Source organism: Pseudomonas sp. X4 (assembly GCF_040784925.1).
GTDB classification, from domain to species: Bacteria; Pseudomonadota; Gammaproteobacteria; order Pseudomonadales; family Pseudomonadaceae; genus Aquipseudomonas; species Aquipseudomonas putida_Z.
In genome coordinates this window covers 4724138-4739506 of record NZ_CP160798.1, presented here as the reverse complement: position 1 = coordinate 4739506, position 15369 = coordinate 4724138, and the positions used below count along the sequence as shown (strand labels likewise).

The 15369-nt window shown below is 60.8% G+C and carries 18 protein-coding genes and 1 pseudogene; 10 read left to right on the top strand and 9 right to left on the bottom strand.

Annotated elements, in window-relative coordinates; translation table 11 throughout:
- Positions 1-56: 56 nt before the first annotated feature.
- Both cobF and ABX298_RS21185 read right to left on the bottom strand, forming a co-directional pair.
- Complete coding sequence (cobF, locus tag ABX298_RS21190; RefSeq protein WP_367393587.1) at positions 57-806, bottom strand: precorrin-6A synthase (deacetylating); 750 nt, start codon at positions 804-806, stop codon at positions 57-59.
- 67 nt (positions 807-873) lie between these two features.
- A complete protein-coding gene (locus tag ABX298_RS21185) occupies positions 874-2163 on the bottom strand; it encodes an OprD family porin (protein ID WP_238066512.1) in 1290 nt (429 codons plus the stop codon).
- Between the two features lie 361 nt (positions 2164-2524).
- On the opposite strand from ABX298_RS21185, the gene ABX298_RS21180 reads away from it, so the two are divergent.
- The 3 genes from ABX298_RS21180 to ABX298_RS21170 all read left to right on the top strand — a co-directional run bounded on the left by ABX298_RS21180 (position 2525) and on the right by ABX298_RS21170 (position 3977).
- Positions 2525-2884 (top strand): histone-like nucleoid-structuring protein, MvaT/MvaU family, encoded by a 360-nt coding sequence (locus tag ABX298_RS21180; RefSeq protein WP_015270810.1) that lies wholly within the window; start codon positions 2525-2527, stop codon positions 2882-2884.
- 225 nt (positions 2885-3109) lie between these two features.
- Positions 3110-3637, top strand: coding sequence for a lactoylglutathione lyase (gloA, locus tag ABX298_RS21175; RefSeq protein WP_025338689.1), 528 nt, complete (start codon positions 3110-3112; stop codon positions 3635-3637).
- 97 nt (positions 3638-3734) lie between these two features.
- Positions 3735-3977: a hypothetical protein gene (locus tag ABX298_RS21170; RefSeq protein WP_013973119.1), complete on the top strand. Its 243-nt coding sequence runs from the start codon at positions 3735-3737 to the stop codon at positions 3975-3977.
- 127 nt (positions 3978-4104) lie between these two features.
- Here the strand turns inward: ABX298_RS21170 and ABX298_RS21165 are convergent, their stop codons facing one another.
- Positions 4105-4926: a shikimate 5-dehydrogenase gene (locus ABX298_RS21165; RefSeq protein WP_317410259.1), complete on the bottom strand. Its 822-nt coding sequence runs from the start codon at positions 4924-4926 to the stop codon at positions 4105-4107.
- 162 nt (positions 4927-5088) lie between these two features.
- On the opposite strand from ABX298_RS21165, the gene ABX298_RS21160 reads away from it, so the two are divergent.
- Both ABX298_RS21160 and ABX298_RS21155 read left to right on the top strand, forming a co-directional pair.
- Positions 5089-5433, top strand: a complete 345-nt coding sequence (locus ABX298_RS21160) for a hypothetical protein (protein ID WP_025338687.1) — start codon at positions 5089-5091, stop codon at positions 5431-5433.
- A gap of 94 nt (positions 5434-5527) precedes the next feature.
- On the top strand, positions 5528-5710 hold the full coding sequence (locus ABX298_RS21155) for a hypothetical protein (RefSeq protein WP_286919445.1): 183 nt from the start codon (positions 5528-5530) through the stop codon (positions 5708-5710).
- 73 nt (positions 5711-5783) lie between these two features.
- On the opposite strand, the gene ABX298_RS21150 is transcribed toward ABX298_RS21155, so the two are convergent.
- Both ABX298_RS21150 and ABX298_RS21145 read right to left on the bottom strand, forming a co-directional pair.
- On the bottom strand, positions 5784-6269 hold the full coding sequence (locus tag ABX298_RS21150; protein WP_238066514.1) for a glycoside hydrolase family protein: 486 nt from the start codon (positions 6267-6269) through the stop codon (positions 5784-5786).
- 65 nt (positions 6270-6334) lie between these two features.
- A complete protein-coding gene (locus tag ABX298_RS21145; RefSeq protein ID WP_075044881.1) occupies positions 6335-6700 on the bottom strand; it encodes a chemotaxis protein in 366 nt (121 codons plus the stop codon).
- A 162-nt stretch (positions 6701-6862) separates the two neighbouring features.
- Here ABX298_RS21145 and ABX298_RS21140 point away from each other — a divergent pair, with 162 nt between their 5' ends.
- Positions 6863-7687 carry a S24 family peptidase gene (locus ABX298_RS21140; RefSeq protein WP_286919446.1) on the top strand — a complete coding sequence of 275 codons (825 nt, stop codon included), beginning with the start codon at positions 6863-6865 and terminating at the stop codon, positions 7685-7687.
- A 330-nt stretch (positions 7688-8017) separates the two neighbouring features.
- Here ABX298_RS21140 and ABX298_RS21135 read toward each other — a convergent pair whose 3' ends face one another.
- Entirely contained in the window at positions 8018-8341 is a 324-nt protein-coding gene (locus ABX298_RS21135) for a DUF1654 domain-containing protein (protein ID WP_025338682.1), read from the bottom strand.
- Between the two features lie 238 nt (positions 8342-8579).
- Here ABX298_RS21135 and ABX298_RS21130 point away from each other — a divergent pair, with 238 nt between their 5' ends.
- Together ABX298_RS21130 and ABX298_RS21125 are read left to right on the top strand one after the other, a co-directional pair.
- Positions 8580-9254 carry a polysaccharide lyase family 7 protein gene (locus tag ABX298_RS21130; protein ID WP_075044879.1) on the top strand — a complete coding sequence of 225 codons (675 nt, stop codon included), beginning with the start codon at positions 8580-8582 and terminating at the stop codon, positions 9252-9254.
- A gap of 169 nt (positions 9255-9423) precedes the next feature.
- A pseudogene (locus ABX298_RS21125) lies at positions 9424-10553 on the top strand (sensor histidine kinase).
- Between the two features lie 220 nt (positions 10554-10773).
- Here the strand turns inward: ABX298_RS21125 and ABX298_RS21120 are convergent.
- Together ABX298_RS21120 and ABX298_RS21115 are read right to left on the bottom strand one after the other, a co-directional pair.
- On the bottom strand, positions 10774-11289 hold the full coding sequence (locus ABX298_RS21120; protein ID WP_075044877.1) for a GrpB family protein: 516 nt from the start codon (positions 11287-11289) through the stop codon (positions 10774-10776).
- Positions 11290-11508: 219 nt separating this feature from the next.
- Complete coding sequence (locus ABX298_RS21115; RefSeq protein WP_075044876.1) at positions 11509-11934, bottom strand: NUDIX domain-containing protein; 426 nt, start codon at positions 11932-11934, stop codon at positions 11509-11511.
- Between the two features lie 277 nt (positions 11935-12211).
- Here ABX298_RS21115 and pbpG point away from each other — a divergent pair, with 277 nt between their 5' ends.
- Positions 12212-13138, top strand: a complete 927-nt coding sequence (gene pbpG, locus ABX298_RS21110) for a D-alanyl-D-alanine endopeptidase (protein WP_075044875.1) — start codon at positions 12212-12214, stop codon at positions 13136-13138.
- A gap of 151 nt (positions 13139-13289) precedes the next feature.
- On the opposite strand, the gene ABX298_RS21105 is transcribed toward pbpG, so the two are convergent.
- Positions 13290-13724, bottom strand: coding sequence for a hypothetical protein (locus tag ABX298_RS21105; RefSeq protein WP_075044874.1), 435 nt, complete (start codon positions 13722-13724; stop codon positions 13290-13292).
- A gap of 201 nt (positions 13725-13925) precedes the next feature.
- Between ABX298_RS21105 and ABX298_RS21100 the strand changes: the two genes are divergently transcribed.
- Positions 13926-15260 carry a lysine N(6)-hydroxylase/L-ornithine N(5)-oxygenase family protein gene (locus ABX298_RS21100; protein ID WP_367393586.1) on the top strand — a complete coding sequence of 445 codons (1335 nt, stop codon included), beginning with the start codon at positions 13926-13928 and terminating at the stop codon, positions 15258-15260.
- Positions 15261-15369 lie beyond the last annotated feature (109 nt).

Below are 15369 nucleotides of genomic sequence, written 5' to 3'. Positions count from 1 at the left end.
GCTGTACCTGTGGGAGCGGGCGAGCCCGCGAAGAGGCCGGCACAGGCTGCAGCTGACTACAGCTCCCTGCGCAACAGGTAGCTATCCATGATCCACCCCTTGCGCGCCCGCTCCCGCTCACGCACTTCCATTATCTGCGCCTTCACCGCCTGCAACGGCCCGGCAATCAGCACCTCATCAGCAGTCCCCAGGTACGCGCCCCAGTAGATCATCAGCGCCGGGTCATCGAACCGGGCAAACGCGCACTGCCCGTCCAGCATCACCAGCACATTGTCGATCTGCCCCTGCCCGGCCAGGCGCCGCCCTGGCAATACGGTCAACGGCTCACCGATGCGGTTGAGCGGCACCTGATGGCGCGCCGCCAACGCCTGCACGCTGCTGATGCCCGGAATGACCTGCAGGCGCAGCGCCACACCACGCTCGCGGACCAGGCCAAGGATGCGCAGGGTGCTGTCGTACAGCGTCGGCTCGCCCCACAGCAGAAAGGCGCCGGTTTCCCCAATGCCTATCTCCTGTTCGATCAGTTGGGCATACAGCGCCGCACGCTGCCGGTGCCAGTCCTGCACCGCGCCCAGGTAGTCATCCGCCTGGCCATCGCGTGCAGGGTCGGCGACCTGCACCAGGCGGTAGCCGCCCTCGGGCCGATAGCGTTGCAGGATGGCCTTGCGCAGGCGCACCAGTTCGTCCTTGTCGCCGCCCTTGTCGAGCACGAAGAACACGCTGGCCTGGCGCAGCGCATCGACCGCCTCGTAGGTGACCTGGCGTGGGTCACCCGGGCCGATGCCGATCAACAACAGGTCTTTCATTGCCCTGCCCTTTGCGGGAACCAGCAGCCATTGTCAGGTGGCTGCCGGTATTTGGCAAAGCGCCCCGTCAGAAGATGGAGAAGTTGTAGCTGACAATGACCCGTGTCTCGTCCATGTCACGCGCCCACTTTTCATAGTTGCTGCGGTAAGTGGAATTACGCAGGCGCACACTGACGTCCTTGAACGTGCCACTTTGCACCTGGTACTTGAACTCGGTGTCGCGTTCCCACTCTTTGCCTTCGGCCGTGCTGCCCGGCACCTTGATATTGTCACCGTTGATGTAACGGGTGAAGAAGGTCAGGCCGGGCACGCCCAGGGCCTTGAAGTCATAGTCATAACGCACCTGCCAGGAACGTTCCTGGGCGGCGGCGAAGTCGTTGACCTGGGCATAGTTGACCAGGTACGGGTTGGTGCCATCCAGGTATGGCATGGCACTGTCGCCATACATGCGTTGCCAGCCGGCACTGAGCTTGTGGCCACCCAGGCTGTAGCCGAGCATGCCGCTGAACGCGCGATGGTCGATTTCGCCGGCGCGGGCATTGCCGATGTCGTCACTCTTGATCAAGCGCAGGTCTGCCGACAGGCTGCCCACCGCCAATGGCTGGCTGGCCACCAGGCCGAGGAAGTGCTGACGGTAGATGTTCTCCAGCTTGGCCACCTGGTACTGGGCGCTGAAGCGCTCGTTGAAACGGTAATCGACACCGGCCAGGTCAAAGTGGTCAGCCTCGATATCGCAGGCATAGCGCTTGTTCTTGCAATGCACGCGAATGTCCTGACGGTCGGTGGAATCCCGTGCGGTGTACTTGTCCAGACGGGCCAGGGTGAACTTCAGGTCGCGCACTTCTTCGGAGGTGAGCATGGCGCCATGGAACATGGTCGGCAGCAGGCGGCCATCGTTGTACTTGAGCAGCGGCACATCCGGCATCATCGAACCGTACTTGAGCACGGTATTGGAAACCTTGACCTTGGCCGCCAGGCCCATCTTCGCGTACTGGTCCGCCGAGTGCCGTGGGTCATGGCCGGAAGACGGCAACAGGCCGCTGTTGCTGTCTGCCGGGCTGGAGTCAAGTTTGAAGCCGAACATGCCCAGCGCATCCACGCCAAAACCTACCGGCCCCTGCGTGTAACCCGACTGCACATTGAGGATGAAACCTTGTGCCCATTCTTCGCGTTTGGACGCACCCTGGCTGGAACTGCTGTGGCCGTCACGGAAATCCCGGTTGAAATAGACATTGCGTGCTTCGACCTTAGCACTGCTGTCTTCAAGAAAACCGGCGGCCTGGGCATTGACGCCGGCACACAACAGGAACAAGCCGGCAACACGACGCCCGGGGGCGATGGGAAAAGGGGCAAACATGGGAGAAAACATCCAGAATCAAGGCGAGTAAACAACCTGTGGCACGTGCTGGCCACGGTACTGCGAGGGGGCCGAACAATAGCCGGCCATCATCTGAAATTATCGCGCGAAGGCTCTGGCACGGGCCATTGGACCATGGTCTAAGCGCACCGCAAGGCAACCGCGAAAAAACCGGACAATACCGCGCGCAAAACTAGGAAAGTTCCCGGCTTACTTACAAAAAGTTTGCAGTTTACCCAGTACCCATGAATGACTACACTCGATATCAGCGAACAGCGGAACCCACCCGCGTGGCCGGCGTTTTTATTCTTCTTCAATGTTCGTCACGCCCTGCCACGACCGACGTACAGGAGTGATTACAGTGTCCAGACTTGCAGAGTTTCGTGCTGCCGAAAAAGCGCTCCAGGAACAGATGGCGCAACTGGAAGCGTTGAAAAAGGATGCCGGCCTCAAACGCGAAATCGAATTCGAGCAGAAACTAGTCGGCCTGATGAAAAGCTACGACAAGAGCCTGCGCGATATCATCGCCATCCTCGACCCGAAAGCAGTGGCCCGGGTTTCCAGTGCAGCGCCCAAGCAACAGCGCCGCGCGCGCGTGGTGAAGGTTTACACCAACCCGCACACCGGCGAGCGGATCGAGACCAAAGGCGGCAACCACCGTGGGCTCAAGGCCTGGAAAGAACAATACGGAGCCGCCACGGTAGAAAGCTGGGTACGCTGATGAAACGTCCACACGTACTTCACACTTTTTTCACAAGGGCTGGCTCAGTATCGAGACAGCTAAAGGACTAGCGACCCCATCACGCGCCCGCACATGCGGGCCTCTAATTCCAGCGCCCTGCCTCGTGCAGGGCGCTTTCATTTGCGCAATCGGCACACTGCCGTATCATGGCCGGCCTGTCTGTTTTGCCGGCGCCCTGCGCCCGGCCCCGTCTCAGGAGTTCCCATGAGCCTGCATGATCTGCAAACCCTGCCTGGCGTCACCGCCCAACCGGACGCCGCCACCGCCCAGTTCGTCTTCAACCACACCATGCTGCGGGTCAAGGACATCGAGAAGTCCCTGGACTTCTATACCCGCGTGCTGGGCTTCCGCCTGGTGGACAAGCGCGACTTCCCCGAAGCCGCCTTCAGCCTGTACTTCCTGGCCTTGGTCGACCCGGCGCAGATCCCGGCCGATGACAGCGAACGCCACCAGTGGATGAAGTCGATCCCGGGCGTGCTGGAGCTGACCCACAACCACGGCACCGAAAACGATGCCGAGTTTGCCTACCACAACGGCAACACCGACCCACGCGGCTTTGGCCACATCTGCATCTCGGTACCGGACGTACGCGCCGCCTGCGCACGCTTCGAGGCACTGGACGTACCGTTCCAGAAGCGCCTGCAAGACGGGCGCATGAACCACCTGGCCTTCGTCAAGGACCCGGACGGTTACTGGGTCGAAGTCATCCAGCCGACCGAGCTCAAAGGCTGAGCGCTAATCGCGGCTCGCTCGTCGGGCCGGGAACTCCCGGCCCCTTGCTGTGGTATATGAAGGTAACTGCTTCACATGCCACAGCGAGGTAAGGACGATGCAATCTCTTCACTGTGAATATCGCAAGCACACCATCACCGCCAGCGTGATGCCCCACCCCGATTCCCCCCTGCCCTACGCCGCCGGGTGCCTGATCACCGACCCCGACGGGCACACCAGCAGGCGCATGTCGATGCCGATGAAGTTCTTCTCCGACCTCGAGAACGCACAGCATGTGTCGCTGGCCCATGGCCGGGCGCTGGTCGACCAACAGCTGGATGAAGGGCACAAGGTGTTCTGACCTTGTCAATGCCTGTGCCGGCCTCTTCGCGGGTAAACCCGCTCCCACAGGGGTAGCGCCGCTGCTACATGCGTGCGCTATCCCTGTGGGAGCGGGTTTACCCGCGAAAGGGCCGGCACCGGAGTAATCAGATATCCCGGGCGTACGCCACCGCCGCCTCCACCTGCGCCAAGGTGGGTCGCACCCCGGTATAAAGCACGAACTGCTCCAGCGCCTGCAGCGCAATCACCTCCAGCCCGGTGATCACCGGCTTATCCAACGCCCGCGCCCGTCGGATCAACGGTGTGCTCTCCGGCATCGCCACCACATCGAACACCCGCGCCGCCGCGGCGATGGCGTTCTCGGAAAACGCCAGCTGCTCGGCCTCGGGCCCGCCCGCCATGCCGATCGGCGTCACGTTCACCAGCATGGGTGGGCACAGGTCGCCCAGCTCCGCCACCCAGCGATAACCGCACACATCCGCCAGCTGCCGCCCGGCCTGCTCGTTGCGCGCCACGATGATGCCTTCGGCGAACCCGGCATCGCGCAAGGCACTGGCTACCGCCTTGGCCATGCCGCCACTGCCGCGCAAGGCAAACGCCGTGGTCGGGTCGACCTGGTGTTGCTCCAGCAACTGGCGCACGGCCAGGTAATCGGTGTTGTAGGCCTTCAGGTGACCATTGCTATTGACCAGGGTATTGACCGACTCGATGGCCGCCGCCGATGGGTCGATCTCGTCGACCAGGGCCATGCAGGCCTCCTTGTACGGCATCGATACCCCGCAACCGCGGATACCCAAGGCACGGATGCCCGTCACCGCCGCCGGCAGGTCATCGGTGCGCATGGCCTTGTAGTAGAAGTCCAGGCCCAGCTGCTGGTACAGGTGGTTGTGGAACCGTACCCCGAAGGTGCCGGGGCGGCCCGCCAGGGAGATGCACAGCACGGTGTCTCTGCTGGGAGTTGTCGACATAACCTGCTCCTTTGTCATAACTGAAACGTTTGTTCAGCGTAACAGACGTAACCGCTGGTCGTCGCTTACACAACCTTTACCGTTCCCCCGTGCTCAGCTGACGAAAAGTGGAGTCATAGTAATAGGACCCCACACCTGGGGTGTCCTTGCGAGGGTTTCTTCATGAACCGTCACATTCCCGGAATCGCCCTGCTGGTCGGTGCCCTGGCCATCAGCGCGCCCGCTGTCGCCCATGGCGGCCATGGCCATGGCGGTTGGTATGGCCCCGGCCCGCTGCTGGGTGCGGCCGTGGTTGGCGCCGTGGTCGGGGCGACGGTTTATGGCGGGCGTGACCGTACCGTGTACGTCGAGCGCCAACCGGTCTACTACGGGCCGCCACCGGTCTACGTGCAACCACCGCCACCGCCGGTGTACTACCAGCCGTACTACGTGCCAGCACCACCGCCCCCGGGCTATCGCACCTACTACGGTCCGCCACCGGTGTATTACGGCCCGCCGCGGTGGTAAATGTTGATAGAACCAATGACCACTATCGAGGAAGTTAATTTCAAACCGCCCCGGCTGCTGCGTAAGGTAGGGCCATGTTTTACAGGAGGTCCACATGGCCACTATCCAGATCATGTCCGTCGTCGGCAGTGCCGTCCCCGCTTCGCTGCGTCAGCAGGGCCTGCTGGCATGCTGGTACCTGGTGCGCAACGGCGAAGCCGTAAGCGGCCCGATGCCGACCCGCGCCTCGGCTCAGGCCCTGGTCGAACAGTTGCAACCAGGCACCTTGGTCGCCTGACCCGTATTTGTTGTGCGTTGCTCCCTACGCCCTTCTGGCCCGCCTACCTGGCGGGTCTTTTTTTGCCTGGGCGTTACGCCTGCACCTCCCCGCTGCAGGCTATGAACATTGCCAACAACGCGGCCAGCTGGTGCTCGCGCTGACCGTAGCCCGCGCCAGGCAGGCTGGCCCAGATCGGCGCGGCCTTGGCGATCGCCTGGGCAATGCGGCCGGCCTTGATCAGCGCCAACGCGCCGCACTCGCTCAGCAACTTGATTGCCGCCAGGTCCTGGGCCTCAGGGGTAAAGCGGCCATTGAAGCCATAAGTGCTCACGATGGCATCCCAGGTACCGGCCAGAATCTGGTACCGCCCCGCAGCGGAGCTGTGGATGCCGTAGCTGGGCAACCACACCTTCTGCCTCGGGTGCCCGCTGTAGTCATTGAACAGTTGGCCGCCGACCAGGACGTTGTAGCCATCGTCACTGGCAGCGATGGTCGAGGTACCCTCGGACCAGGCCAGCATGTCCAGGAATGCGAGCACGTTCGCGCCGCCGGCAGCGGCAGAATCCAATCGAGCCATGTTGTCTCCATACAGAAAAAGGCCCATACGCATGGGCATAAACAGAATTTGTCTTGCGGGCCGCCTCACTCACCCTGCTTCCCGCGCAGGCGGGCGATCCCCTCGCCCTGGACGGTGACCTGCCGGGGAGGATGGCCGCCCCGACTGGTCAGCGCTTCGATCTTGCCTTCCAGGCGCCCTACAGTGATCACCAGTTCATTGCGTTCCTTTGCAAACTGATCGGCCCTGGCCTGCGCTTCTCTTCGGGCGTCACGCTCGATATCGAGCAGCTCGTTCAGGCGCCGGACCACGCCAATATCAGCGTTGTCCATGGCACGGTCAGCCGCATCCCTGGACAGCCACTTGCGCAGCCAGAGGAATGCACCCAGCAACACGGTGCCTGTTCCGCCCAGCCAGGTGATGGTGCCTGGGCCGAGGTCAGTCGGGTCCATGAAAACCTCATAACGGATGGTGATGTCGTAAGCCTGGAGAACAGCTTCTCGGTGGCTTTCCTTGCTTGCGCATTTAATTTAGCCTACAGCTAATAACATGACAAGAGAAATTTAGCCTTGAGCATATTTAGCAGCGAGCTAAACACTGGCATGCTTCGCCCCATGGACATCTACGAAATTCGCAAGCACAACCTGGTCAAGCTGATCGGCAGCCAGAGGAAGGGATCCTGCGCAGAGCGCTGGGGGATGGCGCCTGCGCACCTGAGCCAGATCCTTTCGGACAAGACAGCGAAGAACCTGGGCGATGACGTGGCCCGCCGAATCGAGGGCATCGAAGGCTTGCCACGGGGGTGGTTCGACGCGATGGCAGCGGGCGACCAGGCGCAGTCGCCGGCCGAGGCTGTCGACAGCAAGCTTTCCGCGGCCGATCTGGTCAAGCAGATGCTTGCCAGAAGCGGCAAGGGCATCCCCGAAGAAACCCGGCAAAGGCTGCTGGCCGCCGCCGAGGAGCCGGCAGACTCGACGCTGGTGGCGGCTGAACTTGTTCGGCCAGGACTGGTGGGCGACGAAGTATGGATTGCCCACTACGACGTCCGTGCGGCCATGGGCGGCGGGCAGATCCCCCACGACTACCCCGAGATGTTCAAGGATGTTCGCGTCAGCCCAAGCCACCTGCGCGAGCTTGGCGTGGAGTTCAGCGAGCACCACCACCTGAAGATGGTGACCGGCTGGGGCCAGTCGATGGAACCGACCATCAAGCACCGCGACCCGCTGATCGTGGACGTCAGCATCCGCGAGTTCGTCGGTGATGGAATCTACTTCTTCTCCTGGGGCGACCACATCTACATCAAGCGATTGCAGATTGCCGACGAAGACCATTTCGAGATGATTTCCGACAACTCGCGGCACAAGGACCGCATGATTCGCCGGGAAGAGACCTACATCCAGGCCAGGGTGCTGCTGGTGTGGAATGCACACCTTGTGTAAAGCGAAGGCCACCACCCCAGCGTAATGCTGTCCATTCGCGCAACTGGGGCCGCCTTGCGGCCCTTCGCGGGCAAGCCCGCTCCCACAGCCAAGCGGTACGCGTACCCTGTGGGAGCGGCTTTAGCCGCGAAGAATCCAACGCGGTGCATGGCACCGGCTGCGCCGGTGTTCGCGGCTAAAGCCGCTCCCACAAAGTCCCTGCCTTTAATGAGTTATGCGCAGTTCTATGGGAGCGGGCTTGCCCGCGAAGGGCTGCAAGGAAGCCCCAATCGATGTCACATCAGACTTGAGTGAACAGTATTACGCTGCCCCGCAGGCTCTTTCTGACCTTCAGAAAGGTGCCGCCTCCTCGACCTGCTGCTCGCTGTCCTGCTCGACGATAAAGTCGTCGCGCTCCTCCACGCTGCCGCGCTCCCAGCGCACCGTCACGCTCTCGTCGTCGTTGAAGGTCAGTTCCAGCTCGGGCGTCTCGGCCAGCAGGCCCATCACCTCCTCCCACTCGGCATCACCGTCGGTATCCAGGCGATGCACCGTCACCCAGCGCTGCGTCTGCGCGAGCGGGTGGTTGATCATCGCTGATACCCGCAAGCTCAGCCGCTCTATTCCGGTCATTTCCTGGCGCTGATGGGGCGTCGACTTCAAGGGCTTAGACATATTCTTATCCTGACATCTGTATATTTGTACAGTATTCAAGGAAAGCTTATCTCACCGCCAAATCAAGCGTAAAGCCCCCGATGTGGAAAATTTTCGCCAACAGGTAATTTGTCGCCCGGCGAAATAATTTTAGCCATGGGCTATTGACGATGATTTAGCGTAAGGCTAAATTTCATTCCAGCAGCCGCCACCGTGCTGCTGCGGCACCCACCGTCATTTTCATTCAGGAGTTCTCCCCATGAGCGTAGATATCCGCAACCTCACCCTCGCCGTTCCGGTAGTCGAATCGTCGATCAGCACCGTAGCGGTCGAACTCACCGGCAGCGAAGCGATTGCCCTGTACCCGAACTACGTGACAGTGCTCAGCGATGGTTCGGTCCAGTTGTCTGCCCCCACCAAAGGCGCTTCGAGCAAAAGCACCCGCAGGACCCGCTGCGAGTGGTCGGAGCCGAAATACTGGACCTTGGGCGGTGCCCCACATCACTGGAATCGCCAGGAAATGACGCTGACCAAGGTCAACTGGGCGCAGAAGGTGGTCATCGCGCAGATGCACGTCTACGGGGACGACAGCCCGCCCGTGAAGGTGTTCTGGAAAAAGGGCGACATCACCCTGGGTTTTCGGCGGACCTACAACCAGACTGACCCGATCAACTCGACGGTGCTCAAGGGGGTACCGCTGGGGGCAAAGTTCGAGGTGAGCATCCATGCCACCGCAGCAGGCGTGGTCAACGTTACGGCCAAGTGCAATGGCGTGAGCGGTACGTCCGGCGATCTGCAGTTCGACAGCACCTGGGCTACACAGCTATTCGAGTTCCACGGCGGGGTCTACAACCAGGTGGACTACACCGATACCACGCCCGCCGATGACGGCTCGATCTGCATCATCAGCGACCTCTCGCTGACCCATGCCTGAACCCAGGCAGCCGGTAAGACATCCCGATGCCCCTGCCCCCCCAACGCAGGTTTCATCGGGATCGCCTTTGAACTCCAGGTGGGCCGCTCATGACTGCCGCTCAAACTTCCTGTATCCCGGATGAACTAAGCTACTCGGATGTCTTTTTTCCTGATCAGGGTTAGGCCCCATGAGACTGTTCGATTTCATTGGTAGCAGTATGGAACCCATTCTCCAGGCTTGGGAAAATTACGCCCGCTCGGTTGAAACAGAGCTGCCAAAGCAGGACTCCATCGGCTTGCGCAATCATGCCGAGGAGTTGCTCCGCACCGTGGCCGCAGACATGAGAACGCCCAGAGCAGGCAACAACAGTCCGAGAAAGCACAAGGGAGAGGCCCCAGGAGTTCCAGCGAAACCGCAGCGCAGACCCACGCGGTTGCTCGCTTGATAGCTGGGTTCTCGATGGATCAGATGGTGTCCGAATACCGGGCATTGCGCGCAAGCGTTCTGTCACTCTGGCTTACCCAGGAATCGTTCGCAGACGCGCATCATGTTCAGGACATGATCCGGTTCAATGAAGCGATTGACCAGGCGCTCGTAGAGTCGATCGCGGCCTACGGAACGGCAGTCGAGGCGACCCGGAAAATGGTGCTCGCCGTGCTCGGTCATGATTTGCGTTCGCCCTTGGGCGCGATACTCATGGCTGGCGGGCTGATCCAGCGGCAGACGGGGCTGGATGAAAAGGGAAAGTTACTTGCGACCCAGGTTTGTACCAGTGCACATCGGGCAAATGTCATGATCAACGATTTGCTGGATCTGGCCCGCTGCAACCTGGGGACTGGCATTCCAGTGGATTTGCGGAAAATCGATCTGAACTCTATCTGCCAGGCTGTCATTGACGAACTGCGCACGGCATTCCCGCACGCGCGGATCATCCTGGATGAGCAGGCGCACATCACCGGGCAATTCGACCCTGACCGCATCTCTCAGGTTTTCTCCAACCTGATAGGCAATGCCCTGCGCCATGGCGATGCGACGGCCCCGATCAAGGTCACGGTGGCCAGGGTGGATGGTGTTCCACGGGTCAGCGGCCAGAATTCCGGAGAGCCTATTCCACCCGAGGTGAAGCCCTACATCTTCAAGCCGGAAGGGAGATACTCGAGCTACTCATCCGGAGAGCGGGGCTCCGCAGCGGGGCTCGGCCTTGGCCTGTTCATCGCATCGGAGATCGTGGCGAACCACGGTGGCAGAATTGAGGTGGAGTCGACCGAAGAGGAAGGGACGACCTTCGAGGTTGTTCTGCTGTCTTCGGCAGAGTGATGATGGGTACAGGACAGGTACCGGATTAGATTTCGTTGTGTTTTGGGGTGGGATGCAGTGTGGCGTGGAGGGCTGGAAGGCCCGGAAATACGGCCTTTCCTCAATTTTGAAAACTCTTCAAAACGCGAAAAACATCGCTGGAGATAGCGGTCATTCACGACCCGGCAGCTTTCGACCCAAAGCAGACACCTGATGCCAAGGCTGCTTCGCGACCCTTCGGTCATTCAGGAATTGATATACCGGCATGAAATAGTGCCGCAATAATAAACGGAGACTTTTTCTCCAGGTATTCAGCCATCCCACCCGTATTGCTCGCCTCCAATTGTAGCTTCAGCGCTTCATACTGCTGGCGGATCGAGGCATCACGCCTAAGCAAATCTCTGAACCCCAGCATCTGGGTGATCGTAAGGTGGCCACGGGTACAAGCGTGGAGCTTGTGCGTGCGAATTCCATCCACATTACGCCGGTAGAAATGATGCCCCTCCGATAGGTCACTTCCTCGTACATATCCCAAACCCATCAAAATCTCGTCCCGCTCCGAGGCATTGCTATGATCGCGAACTTCGATGAGCACATCGATCTCGGGCTTCGCCGCGAGCCCCTGAACAGAGGTACTACCAACATGGTGTATGGCAATCAGTTCATCGCCAAAGGCCGAAGCGATGATTGGCTTGTCTGCCAGAAAGCGAGAGGGCCACATGGGGTTATAGGGAGTGATCTTGCTGGTCAGTGCCATTTCCGTTCCTTGGCGGGTAGTAGCTAAAGCCCTAAATGTTCCCTCAAAAAATGTGCATTCTCCAGGGACTGCTTACGAAAACCTCGGCAGTACGGCGATTCAGCAGATCGTATGCTGTCCTCCACCAAAGGCCGCTTTGGGTCGAAAGCCACGGGTCGTGGATGACTGACTTCCTCAAGGTGTGAAGTTGCCCTTCGACTGCCATCTGATTTCCCCTCGCTATTCCAACGACTCAAATTCCTTGAGTCTACGCCATAAGAACTCCAGTGCTCGCTGGAATACGGGATGGCAATCGGCGTAGGGAAATTCATCTAGCGGAGCCCAGAAAAACTCGAACACATGGCCGTGGTCATCTAGTGTCTGATGGGTCCAGCTTTCTGGGAGATCACGCAATGCTCGACAAAGTTGAAACGACCATATTTGATCTAGATGTTCGGCATTCCAGCACCCCAAGTCCGTTTCAACTATCGCGTCGTCGATGCCAGACTCCTCTGCCAGCTCACGCAAGGCCGCCTCGCTGGGAGCTTCCCCACTCTCAATAGTGCCTTTTACCAGTTGCGTGCCTGCTATAGGGTGCCGGAATAGTAGAAGCCTGGACGGTGGCGAAGACGACAGCACTACAGGGCATACCTTGCCAGGAATCATTGCTCTCTCCACATGAAGCTCGAAAAGCCATCCATGATAGGCGTTCAGTTTGGCTTGTACGAATCGGGAAACGGAAGGGCATTGTAGACAGAGAACGGCGTTCGACCTGATAGCCGTACGCTACTTTTCTCCTTGGTACCGGATTAAATTTCGTTCACGTTGCGCCCTTTAGTCATAAGGCATTCGACAGCAAATCAGCCATACTCCAGAATGCAGTGGTTTTTGGGGGAAAACCCTTGCACAGCCAACGACATACCAACTTTTAGTGAGCCTCAACGTGAAAACATCCCTGTCCATCCTCAGCCTGCTGCTGTTGCTCACAGGTACTGCGACCCTTCCGTCGACCGCTGCTGCACAACCCCCGGCCCAGGTTCAACGTGACCCATCCAAGCTGCATCTCGCCTCGGGCAGCGCCCTGCTGATCGACCTGAACACCAACCAGGAGCTGTATTCGAGCCACCCCGACCGCGTGGTACCGATTGCGTCGGTGACCAAACTGATGACGGCGATGGTAGTGCTGGATGCCAAGCAGCCCATGGATGAGATGCTTACCATGACCATTGCCAACAACCCGGAAATGAAAGGCGTGTATTCGCGTGTGCGGCTGGGCAGCCAGCTCGACCGCCGCGAAACCTTGCTGATTACCCTGATGTCATCGGAAAACCGTGCGGCCAACACCCTGGCCAACCATTACCCCGGCGGCTACCCGGCGTTCATCAAGGCGATGAACACCAAGGCCCGCAGCCTGGGCATGGCGCACACCCGCTACGTCGAGCCGACCGGCCTGTCGACGCAGAACGTGTCCACGGCCCGTGACCTGGCCAAGCTGCTGATGGCGTCGCGCAAGTACCCGATGCTGAGCGAGCTGTCGACCACCCGCGAGAAGACGGTAGCCTTCCGCAAGCCCAACTACACCCTGGGCTTCCGCAACACCGACCACCTGGTGAACAAGAGCAACTGGGACATCAAGCTGACCAAGACCGGCTTCACCAATGAAGCCGGGCACTGCCTGGTGCTGCTGACCCGCATGGACAACCGCCCGGTGGCCATGGTGATCCTCGACGCCTTTGGCAAGTACACCCACTTCGCCGATGCCAGCCGCATGCGTCAGTGGCTGGAAACCGGTGCTGCCAAGCCGGCGCCGGCGGTGGCCATGCAGTACAAGGCGGAGCGGCAGAACAAGGGGCGCCTGGCGGCCGAATGACCGCCGCCGGAATGATGATGGGGCCTGCACCGGCCCTATCGCCGGCAAGCCAGCTCCCACAGTGACAGCACCAGGCCTGCGAGAGCAACTGCCCTGCGCGATCGATGTGGGAGCCGGCTTGCCGGCGATGGGCTGCACAGCAGCCCCAAGTTCAGGCCGTGGTGCTGACCATCCCGCCCGCGCTGCTGCCACCCGTTTTCTGTAGCGCTTCGAGCAACTGCGCGGTGGCCTGCAGGATTTCACCATTGATGGTGGCGATGCTCGCCTGCTTGGCGGACACAACTGCCAGCTTGGTGGTTTCGTCCATCTTCTGCGCCATCAGCTGGGCCAGTTGCTTCTGCTCCTCGGCCAATTGCTTCTGCAGCTTCTTGATCATCTCGCGCAATTGCCTGATGTGCGCAGGCTCCGAACTTTCACTGCTGCCCTGGGCGCCTTGAGCCTGGCCGCCACCGTTCAATTTCGACGTGTCGGCCTGAGTGCCGGCCCCACTCTCTTCAGTCTTTTGCGCATCCTGGCTGTCGGCGACCTGGGTGGTGCTCAGCGCCTGGGCCGTGGTGCTGATGCTGACTGCTGCAATACCTGTCATGTCTTTCTCCCTGCGTTGCAAATGGGTCCTTGGGTTGTTCTGCCTATCGGCCGACAGGCGCAAGCCTTTAGCCCCTGTTGCAAGTGGCCGGTCGCCCGCCAGTAAATTCCCCATCGTTTGGCTCGTTCCACCCAATGTACAAACGCAGGCGCCGACCTCTCCCGGCGAGCGTCAACATTCGACCATTATGGAACCGCAGCCATGAGCCAGTCTGCAAACCCGGAAACCATCAAGGACCTGATCGGCGTGGGCTTCGGCCCTTCCAACCTGGCCCTGGCCATCGCCCTGGAAGAACTCGCCGAGTCCCAGGGCCATGGCCTCGACGCGCTGTTCATCGACAAACAGCAGGACTATCGCTGGCACGGCGAAACCCTGGCCACCCAGAGCGAGCTGCAGATCTCGTTCCTCAAGGACCTGGTGTCGCTGCGCAACCCCACCAGCCCCTACAGCTTCGTCAACTACCTGCACCAGAAGCAGCGCCTGGCCGACTTCATCAACCTCGGCACCTTCTACCCCTGCCGCCTCGAGTACAACGACTACCTGCGCTGGGCCGCCGAGCACTTCGCCACCCAGGCGGTATATGGCGAGGAAGTGCTGCGCATCGAGCCGGACGTGCAGGCGGGCCGGGTCGAGCACCTGCGCCTGGTCTCGCGCGACGCCCAAGGCCGCGAATACAGCCGCCGCACCCGTTCGGTGGTGGTCGGCAGCGGCGGCACGCCGAAAATCCCGGAAAAGTTCGGCGCATTCAAGGACGACCCGCGGGTATTCCATCACTCACAGTACCTGAGCAGCCTGAACAAGCTGCCGTGCACCGCCGGCAAGCCGATGCGCATTGCCGTGATCGGTTCGGGCCAGAGCGCCGCCGAGGCGTTCATCGACCTTAACGACAGCTACCCGTCGGTCAAGGTCGACATGATCCTGCGCGGTTCGGCGCTCAAGCCTGCCGATGACAGCCCGTTCGTCAACGAGATCTTCTCGCCGGACTACACCGACCTGGTCTACAACGAACCGGCCGACCAGCGCAGCAAGCTGCTGGGCGAATACCACAACACCAACTATTCGGTGGTCGACCTCAACCTGATCGAACGCATCTACGGCATCCTCTACCGGCAGAAGGTCGCCCACCAGTACCGCCACAACGTGCTGTGCCGGCGCCAGGTCGAAGCCGTGGTGGCCACCCGCGAAGGCCTGGAACTGACCCTGCGCGACCTCGCCACCGGCCAGCAGCAGACCCACCGCTACGACGCGGTGATACTCGCAACCGGCTACGAGCGCCGCTCGCACCGTGACCTGCTGGCGCCCCTGGCCGGGTACCTGGAAGATTTCAGCGTCGACCGCAACTACCGCGTGCTGGCCAGCCCCGACCTGCAGGCCTCGGTGTACCTGCAGGGCTTCTGCGAAAACAGCCACGGCCTGAGTGACACCCTGCTCTCGGTGCTGCCGGCGCGCGCTGCGGAAATTGGCCGCGCGCTGTACCAGGACCTGGCGCAGCTGCACGGCAAGCCGCAACCGGCAGTGGCCCTGACCCGCGCCTGATCCCTCCTGCTTCATGCCTTCCAGGCCGACCTTGACCTGAATCGATTGGGGCCGCTGTGCGGCCCATCGCCGGCAAGCCGGGCTCCCACAGGTACAGCACTGACCTCAA

What these genes read in the sequence shown, in the direction of transcription:
- cobF (WP_367393587.1), bottom strand. Translation starts at nt 806, where the DNA reads ATGAAAGACCTGTTGTTGATCGGCATCGGCCCGGGTGACCCACGCCAG.
- ABX298_RS21185 (WP_238066512.1), bottom strand. Translation starts at nt 2,163, where the DNA reads ATGTTTGCCCCTTTTCCCATCGCCCCCGGGCGTCGTGTTGCCGGCTTG.
- gloA (WP_025338689.1), top strand. Translation starts at nt 3,110, where the DNA reads ATGAGCCTGCATGATCTGCAAACCCTGCCTGGCGTCACCGCCCAACCG.
- ABX298_RS21170 (WP_013973119.1), top strand. Translation starts at nt 3,735, where the DNA reads ATGCAATCTCTTCACTGTGAATATCGCAAGCACACCATCACCGCCAGC.
- ABX298_RS21165 (WP_317410259.1), bottom strand. Translation starts at nt 4,926, where the DNA reads ATGTCGACAACTCCCAGCAGAGACACCGTGCTGTGCATCTCCCTGGCG.
- ABX298_RS21160 (WP_025338687.1), top strand. Translation starts at nt 5,089, where the DNA reads ATGAACCGTCACATTCCCGGAATCGCCCTGCTGGTCGGTGCCCTGGCC.
- ABX298_RS21155 (WP_286919445.1), top strand. Translation starts at nt 5,528, where the DNA reads ATGGCCACTATCCAGATCATGTCCGTCGTCGGCAGTGCCGTCCCCGCT.
- ABX298_RS21150 (WP_238066514.1), bottom strand. Translation starts at nt 6,269, where the DNA reads ATGGCTCGATTGGATTCTGCCGCTGCCGGCGGCGCGAACGTGCTCGCA.
- ABX298_RS21145 (WP_075044881.1), bottom strand. Translation starts at nt 6,700, where the DNA reads ATGGACCCGACTGACCTCGGCCCAGGCACCATCACCTGGCTGGGCGGA.
- ABX298_RS21140 (WP_286919446.1), top strand. Translation starts at nt 6,863, where the DNA reads ATGGACATCTACGAAATTCGCAAGCACAACCTGGTCAAGCTGATCGGC.
- ABX298_RS21135 (WP_025338682.1), bottom strand. Translation starts at nt 8,341, where the DNA reads ATGTCTAAGCCCTTGAAGTCGACGCCCCATCAGCGCCAGGAAATGACC.
- ABX298_RS21130 (WP_075044879.1), top strand. Translation starts at nt 8,580, where the DNA reads ATGAGCGTAGATATCCGCAACCTCACCCTCGCCGTTCCGGTAGTCGAA.
- ABX298_RS21120 (WP_075044877.1), bottom strand. Translation starts at nt 11,289, where the DNA reads ATGGCACTGACCAGCAAGATCACTCCCTATAACCCCATGTGGCCCTCT.
- ABX298_RS21115 (WP_075044876.1), bottom strand. Translation starts at nt 11,934, where the DNA reads ATGATTCCTGGCAAGGTATGCCCTGTAGTGCTGTCGTCTTCGCCACCG.
- ABX298_RS21105 (WP_075044874.1), bottom strand. Translation starts at nt 13,724, where the DNA reads ATGACAGGTATTGCAGCAGTCAGCATCAGCACCACGGCCCAGGCGCTG.
- ABX298_RS21100 (WP_367393586.1), top strand. Translation starts at nt 13,926, where the DNA reads ATGAGCCAGTCTGCAAACCCGGAAACCATCAAGGACCTGATCGGCGTG.